Raw genomic sequence first — 14,836 nt, 5'->3', positions numbered from 1 at the left:
GATAAGGGCAACATGCAGGTCGTCTTCCATCTCGGCGCGCCAAGCACCGATCTCGGCCTCCTGCTGTCCTCGCTCCTGAAGAACCGCGTGGCGCTGGCGCGCGAGGGGGTGCAGGTGCCGCCGCTCGGCCGCTTCCGGGCCGTCCTGCGCGACACCGCCCGCGCGCTCCGCGGCCGCGCCGCCACGCCCGAGGTGCAGGAGGCGCTGCTCGAGGCGATCATCGACGACGCGCCGGTCGACCGGCTGGTGTTTTCCGACCCGCGCTTCGTCTGCATCAACCGGCTCGTCGTGCAGGGCGCGCAGATCTGGCCGATGATCGACCGCCAGGCCAGCGGGCTGCGCCGGCTGTTCCCCGAGGCCGATGTCGAGTTCTTCATCGGGATGCGCAACCCCGCGACCCTGATCCCGGCCCTGTTCACCGCCTCGAAGTTCAAGGATTTCCGCGAGTTCACCGACGCGATGCAGCCCCGCGCCGTGGCCTGGTCCGAGATGCTGCGCCGGCTGCGCGCGGCCCAGCCCGACGCGCCCGTCGTGGTCTGGTGCAACGAGGACACCCCGCTGCTGTGGGGCGAGATCATGCGCGAGATGGTCGACCTGCCCTTCGAGGTGCCGCTCGACGGGCTCGACGACCTGGCCGAGACGATCATGGACCGGACCGGCTTCACCCGCATGCAGCGCTATCTCGCCGACAATCCGCCGGCCTCGGAGATGCAGCGCCGGCGCATCGTGGGCGCCTTCCTCGACCGCTACGCGCTCGACGCCGAGATCGAGGAGGAGCTCGACCTGCCCGGCTGGACGCCCGAGCTGGTCGAGGAGATGACCCGCGCCTACGAGGACGACATGGCCGAGATCGCCCGCATCCCGGGCGTCACCCTCCTGACCCCGTGAGGCCCTAAGCTCAGCGCATGCCGAGCGCTTCCTTGTACATCTCCAGCACCGCCTCTTCCTCGGCGATGTCGTCGGGCTGGCGCTTGCGCAGCGCGATCACCTTGCGCATCACCTTGGTGTCGTAGCCGCGCCCCTTGGCCTCGGCCATCACCTCCTTCTGCGCGTCGGTGATGTCCTTCTTCTCGGCCTCCAGCCGCTCGTAGCGCTCGATGAACTGGCGCAGCTCGTCGGCGGTGACGTGGTAGCTGTCGGGGCGGGGGGTCTCGGTGTCGTCCATCGCGTCTCTCGCTCAAGCTGAAGGGGCGCGCCGGGGCGGCGCGGCAAAGCCTTCGTCTAGCCAGCCGCGCGGCCCGCCACAAGCCTTGCCAGCGGGAAAGTGCTGGCCTAGGTCAAGGGTTGCACCTGCAGGAAAGGACAGCGCGGATGGCGGCCCTCGTCTATGTCGGAACCGGCCTCGCGCTGATGGGCCTGCTGGCGCTCGGCTACTGCATCTGGGCCGCAGTTTCGGCGAAACGCGCAGGGCTCCCCGACCCGGAACTGCGCGCGCGCCTGCAGCGGATCGTGACGATCAACATGGGGGCGCTGCTCCTGTCGGTGATCGGGCTTATGTGCGTGGTGCTCGGCGTGTTCCTCGCCTGATCGCGCTTGCGCCGGGGCGCGGTTTCGCGGCAAGGCTTCCCCCATGAGCGCCATCGACAGCCTGCCCCCCCTGCGCGAGGTCATCGCCACCCACGGCCTGTCCGCCCGCAAGGCGCTGGGGCAGAACTTCCTGCTCGACCTGAACCTGACGTCCAAGATCGCGCGGCAGGCGGGTGACCTCACCTCCTGCGACGTGCTGGAGGTCGGGCCCGGTCCCGGCGGCCTCACCCGCGGGCTGCTGGCCGAGGGCGCGCGCCGGGTCGTGGCGGTGGAAAAGGACGCCCGCTGCCTGCCCGCGCTGGCCGAGATCGCCGCGGCCTACCCCGGCCGGCTCGAGGTGCTGAACGCCGACGCGCTGGCCGTCGACTGGGCCGCGCACCTGACCCCGCCGATCAAGGTGGTGTCGAACCTGCCCTACAACGTCGGCACGGAACTGCTGGTGCGCTGGCTGACGCCGCCCGCCTGGCCGCCGCTCTGGCAGTCGCTGACGCTGATGTTCCAGCGCGAGGTGGCCGAACGGATCGTGGCGCCGCCTGGCTCCAAGGCCTATGGTCGGCTTGCCGTGCTGGCCCAGTGGCGCTGCGACGTGCGGATCGCCATGACGCTCCCGCCCGAGGCCTTCACCCCGCCGCCCAAGGTGCGCTCGGCGGTGGTGCACCTGCAGGCCCTGCCCGCGCCGCGCTTCGCGGCCGATCCGGGGGTGCTGGAACGGGTGGTGGCCAAGGCGTTCAACCAGCGCCGCAAGATGCTGCGCGCGGCGCTGAAGGGGCTGACGCCCGACATCGAGGACCGCATCGTCGCGGCCGGGCTGTCGCCCACGGACCGCGCCGAGCAGGTGCCGATCGAGGGGTTCTGCGCGCTCGCCCGCGCGGTGGCGGGCTGAGCCTTATTCGGCCGCTTCCTGCGGCGGGCTGCCCTCGGCGTCGCCGCCACCCTGGCCGCCATCGTCCTGCTTGCGCGGACGGCGCGAGCGGCTGCGCTTGGGCTTCGGCGTGCTTTCGGGGGTCTCGACAAGGCCGGTGTCGGCCTCGGCGCCGGTGTCGATCACCGCATCGAACCCGCCACGGCCCTCGCGCTCGGCGCGCGGTTCGCGGTCGGCCCGGGGCTCGCGCTCGGCCCGCGGTTCACGCTCCGCCCGGGGCTCCCGCTCGGCGCGCTGCTCGCGCTCGGGCTGGCCCGTGTCGGCCTGCGGCTCGCGGTCGCCGCCCTGCTGGCCGCCGCCCTGCTGGCCGTGCTGCTGCGGGCGCTGCTGCTGCTGCTGGTGCTGCTGGGCCTGCTCCTGCTCGCGCTGCGCCTCGGCCAGCATCCGCAGGTAATGCTCCGCGTGCTGCTGGAAGTTCTCCGCCGCCACCCGGTCATTGGCCAGCTGCGCGTCGCGGGCAAGCTGGTTGTACTTGTCGATGATCTGCTGCGGGGTGCCGCGGACCTTGCCCTCGGGGCCGGACGAATCGAACACGCGGTTGACGATGTTGCCGACCGAGCGATTGCGGTTCCCCTTGGACCGCGAGCGGTTCTTCGATGATCTCATGTGTAAAATACGGTTCCAGTTGTCCTGGGTTGGCAGCGGACCGGGCGCAGGGCCCGGGGGACGCTCGTCACCCGTACCGGCGCGGTGGCGGATCGGTACGGAAGATGGGGCAGAGCCGCGGGGGAAGGTCCTGCGACGTTCCCTCCCGCTGGGGCCGAGTAAGCACGCACGGCGGCGCATGACAAGGCGAATCTGCGCGATTCCCGCGGAAAACCACCCGTTTGCGCCGAATTACGGCGGATCGTGGCGCATCGGCATCGTGCCCGACACCACGCGCGGCTTGCCATTGATGTCGGGATGCACGGCCACCGCGTCAAGCCCCGCGGCCGCGAACAGGGCCGCGACGGCCTCGCCCTGCCCCGCCCCGATCTCCACCAGGCAGCGCCCGCCCGGCGCCAGATGCGCGCCCAGCCCCGCCGCGATGGCACGATACGCCGCCAGCCCGTCGCCCCCCGGCGTCAGCGCGCCGCGCGGCTCCCACCCGGTGATCTCGGGGGCAAGCCCGGCATACTCCGCCTCGGTCACGTAGGGCGGGTTCGACACCACGAGGTCGAACACCCCCTCCACCCCGTCCCACCAGTCGGCGTTCAGAAAAGACAACCGCCCCGCCACCCCGTGCCGCGCGGCGTTGCCCTCGGCCACCGCCAGCGTCGCCACCGACAGGTCCGTCGCCACCCCGGTCGCCGCCGGCCGCTCGGCCAGCAGCGTCACCGCGATGGCCCCCGTCCCGGTCCCGAGGTCGATCACCCGACGGAACGGCGCCGCCAGCGCCAGCTCCACCAGCGTCTCGGTATCCGGCCGCGGCGTCAGCGTGTCCCGCGTCACCGCAAAGCGCCGCCCGAAGAACCCCCAGTCGCCCAGGATCTGCGCCAGCGGCTCCCGGCGCATCCGCCGCGCCAGCAACGCGTCCGCCCGCGCCGCGGCACCGGCCTCCAGCGCCTCGCCGCCCGCCACCGCCACCTGCGCCGGGCTCCAGCCCGTCGCGTGGCCCAGCATCAGCCGCGCCTCGCGCGCCGCCGCCTCGGCCCCGATCACCGGGGCCAGCGCCGCCCGCGCCGCGGCCAGCCAGCCGCCCGCGCTCACCCCTTCATCTTTCCCCAAATACGCATTCCTCCGGTGCCGCCCCGCGCACCCGCCGGGGCAAGGGCGCCCTCACGCTTCCATCGCCGCCAGCTGGCGGGCCTGCGCATCCGCCGTCAGCGCGTCGATCACCTCGTCGAGGTCGCCGTTCATCACCGCGTCGAGCTTGTAGAGCGTCAGGTTGATCCGGTGGTCCGTCATCCGGCCTTGCGGGAAATTGTAGGTGCGGATCCGCTCCGACCGGTCCCCCGTCCCCACCTGCGCCCGCCGGTCCGCGGCCATCGCGTCGGCCGCCCGCCGCCGCTCCAGGTCGTAGAGCCGCGCGCGCAGGACCTGCATGGCGATCTCGCGGTTGCGGTGCTGCGATTTCTCGGAACTCGTCACCACGATCCCGGTCGGAAGATGCGTGATCCGCACCGCCGAGTCCGTCGTGTTCACATGCTGGCCGCCCGCGCCCGAGGACCGCATCGTGTCGATGCGGATGTCGGTGGCGGGGATGTCAATCTCCACCTCCTCGGCCTCGGGCAGCACCGCGACCGTCGCCGCCGAGGTGTGGATGCGCCCGCCCGACTCCGTCTCGGGCACCCGCTGCACCCGGTGCACGCCGCTCTCGAACTTCAGGCGGGCAAAGACGCCGTCGCCCTCGATCCGCGCCGTGACCTCCTTGACCCCGCCCAGCTCGGTCTCCTGCAGGTCCACGATCTCCATGCGCCAGCCGCGCGCCTCGGCATAGCGGGTGTACATGCGGAGCAGGTCGCCCGCGAACAGCGCCGCCTCGTCCCCGCCCGTGCCCGGCCGGATCTCGATCATCGCCGGCCGCGCATCGGCCGCGTCCTTGGGCAGCAGCGCCAGCTGCAGCGCGGCTTCCGCCTCGGGCAGCGCGGCGCGCAGGCGCGGCAGCTCCTCCTCGGCCAGCGCCCGCATCTCGGGGTCGGCCAGCATCGCCTCGGCCTCGGCGATGTCGGCCCTGAGCTGCCGCCAGCCGGCGATCTGGGCCACCACGGGCTTCAGCTCGGCGTAATCCCGGCTCACCCGCGCGATCTCGTCGGGCGCCGGGCCGGCATTCAGCCGCGCCTCGAGATACTCGAAACGCTCGGTGATCTGGGTCAGGCGGTCCTCGGGCAGCATGGGCGCGATGTGACGGGCGCGCGAGCGCCGGTCAAGGGCCGGTCTGCGCGCGGGCGGTCGAAATCCAGCGCTCGACCCGGGCCGCGTTCACGCCGATGTCGGAATGGCCGAAGCGCGACCGGGAAAAGATCTCCACCCGCGTGCCCTGCCCCACGGGCACCAGCCGGATCGACACCGCGTCGGGGTAGCCCATCAGCCGCGAGCGCACGATATAGGTCATGTGCCCCTCGGCCAGCGACCCGCCGATCAGCGCCGCGCCCTCGACCGCGGCGATGGCGTCGAGCCGTGCCGCCATCACGTCGGGCGTCGCGTCGAAGACCGGGGCGCGCTCGCCCACGCGCAGGTCGAAGTTCGGCGTGGCCGGCGGCGTGACCGCGGCGGGGTCCACGTGCCAGGTCTCGGCCGGCATCGAGACGGTGCGGAACCAGATCGCCGCGCCGATCGTGGCGGCGGCGAGGACGGCAAGGAGGATCAGGGCGATGCGCATGGCGGTCACTTCGTCTGGTCAGGTGCGGAGGTCAAGAGCGCGCGCGCCGCGGCGCGGGCGATGATGCGCTCCTCGTCGGTCGGGATCACCAGGATCGGCACGGGGCCGGCGTGGATCGCGGGGGCGTTGGCGGCGTTGGCCGCGGGGTCGAGGGCAAGGCCGAGGAACCCCAGCCGCGCCAGCGCCTGCGCCCGCACCGGCGCGGCGTGCTCGCCGATGCCGCCGGTGAAGACCAGCGCGTCGAGGCCGCCCAGCGCGGCGGCCAGCCCCCCTATCTCGCGCGCGAGGCGGAAGGTGAAATAGGCCACGGCCTCCGCCGCCTCGGGCGCGTCCGAGGCCAGGAGCACCCGCATGTCGTGGCTGATCCCGGACAGGCCCTTGAGGCCGCTCTCACTGTAGAGGAGCCGGGTGATCTCGGCCGCGGTCATCCCCTGCCCCATCAGGTAGAGGACGACCCCGGGGTCGAGCTGGCCCACGCGGGTGCCCATCGGCATGCCGTCGAGCGCCGAAAAGCCCATCGTCGAGGCGACGGAGCGCCCGGCCTCGAGCGCGCAGAGCGAGGCGCCGTTGCCGAGGTGGGCGACGATGACGCGGCCCGCCGCGAGGTCGGGGTGATCGGTGGCGAGCCGCCCGGCGATGTAGTCGTAGCTGAGCCCATGGAACCCGTAGCGCCGCACCCCCGCGGCGTAGAAGCGGCGCGGCAGGGCGAAGGTGTCGTTCACCCATGGATGGCCGCGGTGAAAGGCGGTGTCGAAGGCCGCGACCTGCACCGCGTCGGGGAATTCGGCCAGCGCGGCGCGGACGCCCGACAGGTTGTGCGGCTGGTGCAGCGGCGCGAGCGGCGACAGCGTGTCGAGGTGGTCGATCAGGTCGGGCGTCAGCACCCGCGGCCCGTCGATGTCGGGGCCGCCGTGGACGATGCGGTGGCCGACCGCCGCGATGGGCCGCCCGGCGCGGAGCGGCGCCAGCGCCGCGACAAGCCGCGCGAGCCCGGCCGCGTGGTCGGCCGGGCCGATCTCCGTGACCGTCCTCTCGCCGCCCGTTTCGATCTCCAACCGCGCGGCGGGCCCCAGCGCCTCGACCTGCCCGCGCGCCTCCTCGCGGGGCTCGTCGGCGGCGGCATAGAGCCCGACCTTGATCGAGCTCGAGCCCGCGTTCAGGGTCAGGATCAGGCTCACCGCAGGCTCTCGGCATAAAGCGCCGCCACCGCGCAGGACGCGAGCCGCGCCTTGTCGTCGTCGGCCCGGCTTGTCAGGATCACCGGCACCTGCGCCCCCATCACGATGCCCGCCGCCTCGGCATGGGCGAGGAAGGTCAGCTCCTTCGCGATCATGTTCCCCGCCTCCATGTTCGGCGCCACCAGGATGTCGGCCCGCCCCGCCACCAGCCCGGTCAGCCCCTTGGTCCGCGCGGCACCCGGATCGACCGCGTTGTCCATCGCCAGCGGCCCGTCGACCAGCCCGCCGGTGATCTGGCCGCGCTCGGCCATCTTGGACAGGACGGCGGCGTCGAGCGTGGACGGGATCGACGCCGTCACCGTCTCGACCGCCGACAGGATCCCGACCTTGGGCTGCTCCAGCCCCAGCGCGCGGGCGAGGTCGATGGCGTTCTGGACGATCGACACCTTGCACTCGAGGTCGGGGGCGATGTTGATCGCCGCGTCGGTCACGAACAGCAGGTGATCGAGCCCCGGCACGTCCATCACGAAGACATGGCTGAGGCGCCGGTTGGTCCTGAGGCCCCCCTCCTTCTTCAGGATCGCGTGCAGGAGCTGGTCGGTGTGCAGGTGCCCCTTCATCAGCGCCCGGCCCCGGCCCTCATGGATCAGCGCGACCGCCCGGAGCGCTGCGGCGCGGTGGTCGGGCACGTCGACGATCTCGATGCCCGCGATGTCGGCCCCGGCCTCCTGCGCCGCCGCCGCGATCCTGGCCGGGTCGCCGACGAAGACCGGGTCGATCAGGGTGTGGTCGCGCGCCATCACCGCGCCCATCACCGCGTCGGGGCTTTCGGGGCATACGACGAGGGTCGGCAGCGCCGGCAGCGGCTCCGCGCGGGCCAGCAGCGCGTCGAAGTGGCGGTGGGACTGCACCGTCAGGCCCGGCACCTCGACCCCGTCGAAGCGGCGCGCGGCGTCCGGCGCCTGCACGGTCGCCTCGCCCTCGGCGATGCGGCCCGCGGGCCCGTCGACCCAGACCGACAGGCGCACGACGCCGCCCGGCAGCTTTTCGGCCACCCGCACGCCGACGGCGAGCGTCTCGCCCGCGTGGGCCCGCCCGGTGAAGCGCAGGGACTGGCTCAGGTACAGCGTGCCCGGCCCCGGCAGCTGGTTGCCCAGCACGCCCGAGATCAGCGCCGCGACCCAGGCGGACGGCGCCACGGCCTCGGGGCGGCCGTCGCCGTCGCCGTCCAGCTCGGGCAGGTGCATCGGGTTCAGGTTGCCGCTGGCATGGGCGAAGACATAGAGGTCCTCGGCGCGGCAGAGCCGCGTCGTGCCGGCCTCCTGCCCGACGGCCAGGTCGGCCCAGGGCGTGCTCGTGAGAATGGTCATGGGCGGTGTCTGGCTCCCTTGTCCGGCCGGGGCAGACTAACCCGCCGGGATGGGCCGACCTTGACATGGGTCAGCCCGGTTGCCCCGATTTTCCTTTACTTCGCGGCGAAAACGTCGCATCACCCGCGGTGCTATCTCTACTCTATCGACCCCTGTCTTACGCCCATCGGCCAAGACTTGTGCTCTCGATCTGCATGAGTGACGCCGGGCTGCCGCATGGTGCGGGCAGCGTGACAAGACAGGAGACACGGGAATGGCCACTGGCACCGTGAAATGGTTCAACGCCACCAAGGGTTACGGCTTCATCGCCCCCGATGGCGGCTCCAAGGACGTGTTCGTCCACATCTCGGGCGTCGAGCGCTCGGGCCTCAAGGGCCTTCAGGACAACCAGAAGGTGACCTTCGACCTCGAGAAGGGCCGTGACGGCCGCGAGAGCGCCGTCAACATCAAGCTCGTCTGAGACGACGCTTCGTCCGATCGGACCAGGCGGGGGCGCATCGCGGGATGCGCCCCCGTTTTTTTGTTCGGCCGGGCCTCAGCGGCCGCGGGTCACCAGCAGGTCGCAGGGCGGGCGGCGGATCAGCTCGGCCGCGAATCCCCCCAGCGGGTGCAGCGCCGGGCCCGGCCGCGTGTGGGCCCCGATCGCCACGAGGTCGGGGGCGACGGTGGCCAGTTCCCGCTCCAGCACCTCCACCACGCCGCCATGGACGAGCACCGGGCGCGGCAGGCCCGCGGGCAGCCGCGCGGCCCAGTCCTCGGCCAGGGCGCGGGTCTCGGCCTCGACGGCGGGCGCCATCTCGGACCCCGCCCCGCCGGTCAGGCCGCCGAAGGGCACGAGCCAGGCATGGACCGCGCGGCAGCTGGCCCCGGGCGCGATCTGCGCGACCGCCGCCAGCGCCGCCGCGCAGGACGGCGAGAAGGACACCGGCACCAGCGCGCGCGCGTAGGGCCCGGTGGCGAGGTCGCGCACCAGCAGCACCGGCTTGCGCACGCCCTGCACGAGACGCTCCATCGTGGTCTGGCGCAGCCCGTCGAGGAAGGTGCGCGTCCGGTGCACCCCCAGCACGGCCAGGTCGACCTCGGGACCGTTCAGGTGCCGCAGCAGGATCTCGACCACGTCGCCCGCCTCGACATGGATCGTGGTGACGACGTCGTCGCCGGGGCGGGCGTGGTCGAGATGCTGGCGCACCCGCGCCGTGAACTCGTCGCGCAGGGCCGGCGGATAGGCGCCGTCGACGGCGGAGACCACGCTCAGCCGGGCGTCGTGCGCGCGTGCGAGCATCACCGCCCGGTCGAGCGCGCGGTCCGAGCGCTCCGACAGGTCGGTGGCGACCATGATGGTTCGTAACTTGGCGTCGGTCATTCCCGGCCCTCCCCTGCGCCGAGGATAGCGCAGCAATCGGGGCGCCGGTCGTTGATCTCGGTCAAGCGGGGCGGGGCGCGCACGTCCTTGCAAGGACGTGGCGGCCCTTGCAAGGGCCGCGGCAGAGCCTTGCAAGGCTCTGGCCACGGTCTTGCAAGACCGTGGCGCCGCTCAGTGGTTGTCGCGCGGCAGGGTTTCGGCGATGCGCTGGTAGGCCGTCGCCAGCTCCAGGCACCCGCCCTGCGCCAGCTGCCCCACATGGGTTCGGTAGATCTCCTGCCAGGGCGTCTGGTGGAGGATCTCGGGTGGCTGCCACGCGGCGCGGCGGGCCGCCCACTCGGCCGGCTCCACCACCGCGTTCAGGGTGCCGGCCGTCAGGTCCAGCCGCACCCGGTCGCCCGTCTGCAGGAGCGCGAGGCCGCCCCCCACCGCCGCCTCGGGCGAGGCGTTCAGGATCGAGGGCGACTCGGAGGTCCCCGACTGCCGCCCGTCGCCCACCGTCGGAAGGTGCCGGATGCCCGCCCGGATCAGCGCGTCGGGCGGCTGCATGTTCACCACCTCGGCCGAGCCGGGGTAGCCGACGCAACCCACGTTGCGGATGAACAGGATGGTCGTCTCGTCGATGCCGAGGGCGGGGTCGTTGATGCGGTCGTGGTAATCCTCGGGCCCTTCGAACACCACCGCGCGGCCCTCGAACACGCCATTCTTCAGGAACCGCGCGCGGAAGTCGGCCGAGATGACGCTGGTCTTCATCAGGGCCGAGTCGAACAGGTTGCCCGACAGCACCACGAACCCCGCCTCCTCGCGCAGCGGCCGGTCGAAGGGGCGGATCACGTCGTGGTCGAGGCTCCGCGCGCCCGCCAGCGCCTCGGCCAGCGGCTTGCCCGCGGCGGTCATCACCGCCCCGTCCAGTTGCCCCGCGGCCAGCAGTTCCCCCATCACCGCCGGCACGCCGCCCGCGCGGAAGAAGCCTTCGCCCAGGTATTCCCCCGCCGGCTGCATGTTGACCAGCAGCGGCAGCTTCAGCCCGTGCGCCTGCCAGTCGGTCACGTCGAGCTCCACCCCCATGTGCCGCGCGATGGCCTGCAAATGCGGCGGCGCATTGGTCGACCCGCCGATCGCCGTGTTGACCTTGATCGCGTTCAGGAATGCCGCCCGGGTCAGGATGTCGGACGGCTTCAGGTCCGCCTCGACCATCTCCACGATGCGGCGGCCGGTGAAATAGGCCATCTCCATCCGCTCCCGGAACGGCGCCGGGATCGCGGCGGCACCCGGCAGCGTCATCCCCAGCGCCTCGGCTAGCGCGTTCATCGTGCTCGCCGTGCCCATGGTGTTGCAGTGCCCGAGCGACGGGGCCGAGGCGCAGGCGCGCTCCATGAACTCGGCATAGTCGATCTTGCCTTCGGCCAGCAGCCGCCGGCTTTCCCAGATGATCGTGCCCGAGCCCGCGCGCTTGCCCTTCCACCAGCCATCCAGCATCGGCCCGCCGTTCAGCGCGATGGCGGGCAGGTTCACCGTGGCCGCCCCCATCAGCAGCGCGGGCGTGGTCTTGTCGCAGCCCGTGGTCAGGACCACCCCGTCGATGGGGTAGCCGTGCAGCACCTCCACCAGCGACAGGTATTGCAGGTTGCGGTCGAGCGCCGCCGTGGGCCGCTTGCCCGTCTCCTGGATCGGGTGGACCGGGAATTCCATCGGGATCCCGCCCGCGTCGCGGATGCCGGCCTTGATCCGGTCCATCAGGAAGACATGGATCTTGTTGCAGGGCACCAGGTCGCTGCCCGTCTGGGCGATGCCGATGATCGGGCGCTCGGACTGCAGCTCTCCCTTGGTGAAGGTCTGGTTCTGGTAGCGCTCCAGGTAGAGCGCCGTCATGCCCGGGTTGTTGGGGTTGTCGAACCATTCCTGGCTGCGGTAGCGGCGGTTGGCGCGGGTGTCGGACATGGCATGGTTCCAGATAGTGAAACACGGGGCCGGATAGTGAAACCCCTGCCCCAGTGGTAGCGGAGCCGCCCCCCGCCCCACAAGCCCCATCGGGGCCGGTTGAGGCAGATCAAGTCGCCGCGCGGCCGATCATGTGAGACAGTGGGCCATCATGGCCGACCGTCCCGACACCGTCTTCCGCACCGAGGGCCTGACCAAGGTCTACGACACCGGCGGCGCAAAGGTCCACGCGCTGGCCGGCGTCGACCTGGAGCTTTACGCGGGCGAGCTGTCGGTGCTGCTGGGGCCGTCGGGGTCGGGCAAGTCGACGCTCCTGAACATCCTCGGCGGGCTCGACCACGCGACCGGCGGCCGGGTCTGGTTCCGCGATCTCGAACTGACCCGCCTCGGCGACCGGGCGCTGACGCGCTACCGGCGCAACCATGTCGGCTTCATCTTCCAGTTCTACAACCTCGTCCCCTCGCTCAGCGCGCGCGAGAACGTGCAGCTAGTCACCGACGTGGCGCCGAACCCGATGGACGCCGCCGAGGCGCTGGAGCGGGTGGGGCTCAAGCACCGGCTCGACCATTTCCCGGCCGAGATGTCGGGCGGCGAGCAACAGCGCGTGGCCATCGCGCGGGCCATCGCCAAGCGGCCCGAGGTGCTCTTGTGCGACGAGCCCACGGGCGCGCTCGACAGCAAGACCGGCGTGCAGGTGCTGGAGGTGCTGCGCGAGATCAACGACGAGTTCGGCACCTCGACCGTGGTCATCACCCACAACGCCGGCATCCGCGCCATGGCGCACCGGGTGGTGCGCTTCGCCGACGGCCGCATCGCCAGCGTGGAGGTGAACGACACCCGCGTCGCCCCCCACGAGATCAGCTGGTGAGGGCGCGGATGCAGGCGATCGACATCAAGCTGATGCGCGACTTCCGCCGGCTCTGGGTGCAGGGGCTGGCCATCGCGGTGGTGCTGGCCTGCGGGGTGGCGATCCTGCTGACGGCCTTCGGGATGCACACGGCCCTGACCGACACGCGCGCGGCCTACTACGAGCGCAACCGCTTTGCCGAGGTCTTCGCCGACGCCCGCCGCGCGCCCGACCGGCTCCTGCCCGAGATCCGCGAGATCCCCGGCGTCTACTCGGCCGAGGCGCGGGTGCAGGGCATGGCGGTGCTGGACCTGCCGGGCCGGGTCGCGGTGGCGATGGGGCAGATGCTGTCCTGGCCGGCCGACGACGACCCGCTCCTGAACGTGCCGATCCTGCGCACGGGCCTCTACCCCGCGCGGGCGGGCGAGGTGATGGTGACGACCAGCTTCGCCGAGGCCAACGGCTTTCGCATCGGCGACACCTTCCACGCCAACCTGAACGGCCAGCGCCGCGAGCTGACGATCACCGGCACCGCGCTCAGCCCCGAGTTCATCTACACCATCGGCCCCGGCGCGCTGATGCCCGACAACGAGGGCTTCGGCATCATCTGGATGCCCGAGGCCGAGCTGGAGGCCGCCTTCGACATGGCTGGCGCCTTCAACCACCTCGCCCTGCGCCTGACCGCCGACGCGGTGGAGGCCGACGTGCTGGATGCGCTCGACGCGCTCCTCGACCCCTATGGCGGGCTGGGGGCCTACGGCCGGGCGCAACAGGTGTCCGACGCCTTCGTCTCGGCCGAGATCGACCAGCTGCGCGGGATGGCGGTGGTGGTGCCGCCGATCTTTTTCGCCATCTCGGCCTTTCTCGTCGGCATGGTGATGAGCCGGATCGTGGCGCTGGACCGGGCCGAGATCGGGCTCCTGAAGGCGCTGGGCTACACCGACCTGGAAATCTCGCTGCACTACCTGCTGCTGGCCGCCCTGATCGCGGTGATCGGCGTGGGGCTGGGCTGGGGGCTCGGGACACTGCTCGCGCGTGCGATGGCCTGGCAATACGCGCGCTTCTTCGAGTTTCCCTACCTCCTGTTCCGGGTGCCGAGCTGGGTCTACGCCATGTCGGGCCTGGCGGCGCTGGCCACCACGATGCTGGGCGCGCTGCGCGCCGCGCTGATGGCCGCGCGCCTCGCCCCCGCGGTCGCGATGCAGCCCCCCGCCCCGCCGGTGTTCCGCAAGACGATCCTCGACCGCGTGATGGCGGCGGCCCGGCTGAAGCAGACCACCATCATGGTGCTGCGCAGCCTTATCCGCTGGCCGGTGCGCAGCGCGCTGACCATGCTGGGCCTCGGGGCCGCGACGGCGGCGGTGATCTCGGCGAGCTTCATGTTCGACGCCCTCGCCCGCATCATCGACCTCGCCTTCAACCAGTCCTACCGGCAGGACGCGATGGTGCTGTTCGCCGACGACGTGCCCGACACCGCGCTGTCCGACCTGATGCGGCTGCCCGGCGTGATGCAGGCCGAGGCGCAGCAGTTCCACGCCGCCACGCTCCGCAACGGGCCGCGGGAAAAGCGCGTCTCGATCGAGGCGCGGCCCGAGGGCGCGACGCTCAGCCGGGTGATCGGCGCGGACGGCACGCCGATCGACCCGCCGCCGGGCGGCATCCTGCTGTCCGACCGGCTGGCCGCGCAGCTGGAGGTGGGGGTGGGCGATACCCTGGAGGTCGAATTCATGACCGGCCGGCGCGAGACCCACGAGATGGTCGTCGCGGGGCTGGTGGAGCAATATTTCGGCCTCGGCGCCTATGTCGAGATCGGCTACCTCGACCGGCTGTTCCGCCGCGCGCCCACCATGTCGGTGGGCAACATCCTGATCGACGAGCCCGACCTGCCCGCGCTCCACGCCGCGCTGCAGGACACGCCCCGGCTGTCGGGGCTGATCCTGATGCGCGAGAACCGCGCCGCCTTCGAGGACACGATCAGCGAGAATGTCACCGTGGTGAACACGGTCTATGCCGTCATCGCCATCCTGATCACGGTCGGCGTCGCCTACAACGGCGCGCGCATCCAGCTGTCGGAACGCGCCCGCGAACTGGCCAGCCTGCGCATCCTCGGCTTCACGCGGGCCGAGGTGAGCCGGGTTCTGGTGGGCGAGACGATGCTGCTGGCGCTGCTGGCGCAGCCGGTGGGCTGGCTGATGGGGGCCTGGATCGCGCGGGCGCTGGCCTCGAGCTTCACCTCGGATCTCTACGCGATCCCGCTGGTGCTGGAACCCAAAAGCTTCGCCTGGGCGAGCCTGGTGGTGCTGGCCGCCAGCCTCGGCTCGGTGATGATCGTCCGCCGCCGGATCGACCGGATGGACCTCGTCGAAGTGATGAAGACACGGGAGTAA

General features: G+C 71.9%; 15 protein-coding genes. 6 read left to right on the top strand and 9 right to left on the bottom strand.

Going from position 1 to position 14,836, the window contains the following annotated elements:
* The first annotated feature begins 12 nt into the window (after nt 1-12).
* The gene (locus HCU73_RS09685) at nt 13-888 is read left to right on the top strand and encodes a hypothetical protein (RefSeq protein ID WP_168623198.1); all 876 of its coding nucleotides are present in this window, start codon (nt 13-15) and stop codon (nt 886-888) included.
* Nucleotides 889-898: 10 nt separating this feature from the next.
* On the opposite strand, the gene HCU73_RS09680 is transcribed toward HCU73_RS09685, so the two are convergent.
* Nucleotides 899-1,165 (bottom strand): DUF2312 domain-containing protein, encoded by a 267-nt coding sequence (locus tag HCU73_RS09680; RefSeq protein ID WP_168623197.1) that lies wholly within the window; start codon nt 1,163-1,165, stop codon nt 899-901.
* A gap of 146 nt (nt 1,166-1,311) precedes the next feature.
* Between HCU73_RS09680 and HCU73_RS09675 the strand changes: the two genes are divergently transcribed.
* Nucleotides 1,312-1,527, top strand: coding sequence for a hypothetical protein (locus HCU73_RS09675; protein WP_168623196.1), 216 nt, complete (start codon nt 1,312-1,314; stop codon nt 1,525-1,527).
* A gap of 43 nt (nt 1,528-1,570) precedes the next feature.
* On the top strand, nt 1,571-2,410 hold the full coding sequence (rsmA, locus tag HCU73_RS09670) for a 16S rRNA (adenine(1518)-N(6)/adenine(1519)-N(6))-dimethyltransferase RsmA (protein WP_168623195.1): 840 nt from the start codon (nt 1,571-1,573) through the stop codon (nt 2,408-2,410).
* A gap of 3 nt (nt 2,411-2,413) precedes the next feature.
* Here rsmA and HCU73_RS09665 read toward each other — a convergent pair whose 3' ends face one another.
* The 6 genes from HCU73_RS09665 to HCU73_RS09640 all read right to left on the bottom strand — a co-directional run bounded on the left by HCU73_RS09665 (nt 2,414) and on the right by HCU73_RS09640 (nt 8,298).
* The gene (locus tag HCU73_RS09665) at nt 2,414-3,055 is read right to left on the bottom strand and encodes a DUF4167 domain-containing protein (RefSeq protein ID WP_168623194.1); all 642 of its coding nucleotides are present in this window, start codon (nt 3,053-3,055) and stop codon (nt 2,414-2,416) included.
* Between the two features lie 231 nt (nt 3,056-3,286).
* Nucleotides 3,287-4,138 (bottom strand): peptide chain release factor N(5)-glutamine methyltransferase, encoded by an 852-nt coding sequence (prmC, locus tag HCU73_RS09660; RefSeq protein ID WP_338052055.1) that lies wholly within the window; start codon nt 4,136-4,138, stop codon nt 3,287-3,289.
* 69 nt (nt 4,139-4,207) lie between these two features.
* Nucleotides 4,208-5,263 (bottom strand): peptide chain release factor 1, encoded by a 1,056-nt coding sequence (gene prfA / locus HCU73_RS09655; protein ID WP_168623193.1) that lies wholly within the window; start codon nt 5,261-5,263, stop codon nt 4,208-4,210.
* 31 nt (nt 5,264-5,294) lie between these two features.
* Complete coding sequence (locus tag HCU73_RS09650) at nt 5,295-5,750, bottom strand: DUF1499 domain-containing protein (RefSeq protein ID WP_168623192.1); 456 nt, start codon at nt 5,748-5,750, stop codon at nt 5,295-5,297.
* A gap of 5 nt (nt 5,751-5,755) precedes the next feature.
* A complete protein-coding gene (locus tag HCU73_RS09645; protein ID WP_168623191.1) occupies nt 5,756-6,928 on the bottom strand; it encodes an acetate/propionate family kinase in 1,173 nt (390 codons plus the stop codon).
* A complete protein-coding gene (locus tag HCU73_RS09640; RefSeq protein ID WP_168623190.1) occupies nt 6,925-8,298 on the bottom strand; it encodes a bifunctional enoyl-CoA hydratase/phosphate acetyltransferase in 1,374 nt (457 codons plus the stop codon). The genes HCU73_RS09645 and HCU73_RS09640 overlap by 4 nt, the downstream gene beginning before the upstream one ends.
* Before the next feature lie 253 nt (nt 8,299-8,551).
* On the opposite strand from HCU73_RS09640, the gene HCU73_RS09635 reads away from it, so the two are divergent.
* Nucleotides 8,552-8,758 (top strand): cold-shock protein, encoded by a 207-nt coding sequence (locus tag HCU73_RS09635; protein ID WP_168623189.1) that lies wholly within the window; start codon nt 8,552-8,554, stop codon nt 8,756-8,758.
* 75 nt (nt 8,759-8,833) lie between these two features.
* Here the strand turns inward: HCU73_RS09635 and HCU73_RS09630 are convergent, their stop codons facing one another.
* Nucleotides 8,834-9,661 (bottom strand): universal stress protein, encoded by an 828-nt coding sequence (locus HCU73_RS09630; RefSeq protein WP_168623188.1) that lies wholly within the window; start codon nt 9,659-9,661, stop codon nt 8,834-8,836.
* A gap of 171 nt (nt 9,662-9,832) precedes the next feature.
* Nucleotides 9,833-11,602, bottom strand: a complete 1,770-nt coding sequence (locus tag HCU73_RS09625; RefSeq protein WP_168623187.1) for an IlvD/Edd family dehydratase — start codon at nt 11,600-11,602, stop codon at nt 9,833-9,835.
* A 151-nt stretch (nt 11,603-11,753) separates the two neighbouring features.
* On the opposite strand from HCU73_RS09625, the gene HCU73_RS09620 reads away from it, so the two are divergent.
* Both HCU73_RS09620 and HCU73_RS09615 read left to right on the top strand, forming a co-directional pair.
* A complete protein-coding gene (locus HCU73_RS09620) occupies nt 11,754-12,470 on the top strand; it encodes an ABC transporter ATP-binding protein (RefSeq protein ID WP_168623186.1) in 717 nt (238 codons plus the stop codon).
* A gap of 8 nt (nt 12,471-12,478) precedes the next feature.
* Nucleotides 12,479-14,836 (top strand): ABC transporter permease, encoded by a 2,358-nt coding sequence (locus HCU73_RS09615; protein ID WP_168623185.1) that lies wholly within the window; start codon nt 12,479-12,481, stop codon nt 14,834-14,836.

Origin of the sequence: Roseicyclus persicicus (assembly GCF_012395815.1) — a bacterium.
In the GTDB taxonomy this organism is placed as follows: domain Bacteria; phylum Pseudomonadota; class Alphaproteobacteria; order Rhodobacterales; family Rhodobacteraceae; genus Roseicyclus; species Roseicyclus persicicus.
Note: the sequence above shows the minus strand (reverse complement) of the source record. Positions and strands in the feature narration are given on the sequence as shown.

Bases quoted from the DNA above. Each gene is read 5' to 3' on its own strand.
- HCU73_RS09685 (WP_168623198.1), top strand. From the start codon at position 13: ATGCAGGTCGTCTTCCATCTCGGCGCGCCAAGCACCGATCTCGGCCTC.
- HCU73_RS09680 (WP_168623197.1), bottom strand. From the start codon at position 1,165: ATGGACGACACCGAGACCCCCCGCCCCGACAGCTACCACGTCACCGCC.
- HCU73_RS09675 (WP_168623196.1), top strand. From the start codon at position 1,312: ATGGCGGCCCTCGTCTATGTCGGAACCGGCCTCGCGCTGATGGGCCTG.
- rsmA (WP_168623195.1), top strand. From the start codon at position 1,571: ATGAGCGCCATCGACAGCCTGCCCCCCCTGCGCGAGGTCATCGCCACC.
- HCU73_RS09665 (WP_168623194.1), bottom strand. From the start codon at position 3,055: ATGAGATCATCGAAGAACCGCTCGCGGTCCAAGGGGAACCGCAATCGC.
- prfA (WP_168623193.1), bottom strand. From the start codon at position 5,263: ATGCTGCCCGAGGACCGCCTGACCCAGATCACCGAGCGTTTCGAGTAT.
- HCU73_RS09650 (WP_168623192.1), bottom strand. From the start codon at position 5,750: ATGCGCATCGCCCTGATCCTCCTTGCCGTCCTCGCCGCCGCCACGATC.
- HCU73_RS09640 (WP_168623190.1), bottom strand. From the start codon at position 8,298: ATGACCATTCTCACGAGCACGCCCTGGGCCGACCTGGCCGTCGGGCAG.
- HCU73_RS09635 (WP_168623189.1), top strand. From the start codon at position 8,552: ATGGCCACTGGCACCGTGAAATGGTTCAACGCCACCAAGGGTTACGGC.
- HCU73_RS09630 (WP_168623188.1), bottom strand. From the start codon at position 9,661: ATGACCGACGCCAAGTTACGAACCATCATGGTCGCCACCGACCTGTCG.
- HCU73_RS09625 (WP_168623187.1), bottom strand. From the start codon at position 11,602: ATGTCCGACACCCGCGCCAACCGCCGCTACCGCAGCCAGGAATGGTTC.
- HCU73_RS09620 (WP_168623186.1), top strand. From the start codon at position 11,754: ATGGCCGACCGTCCCGACACCGTCTTCCGCACCGAGGGCCTGACCAAG.
- HCU73_RS09615 (WP_168623185.1), top strand. From the start codon at position 12,479: ATGCAGGCGATCGACATCAAGCTGATGCGCGACTTCCGCCGGCTCTGG.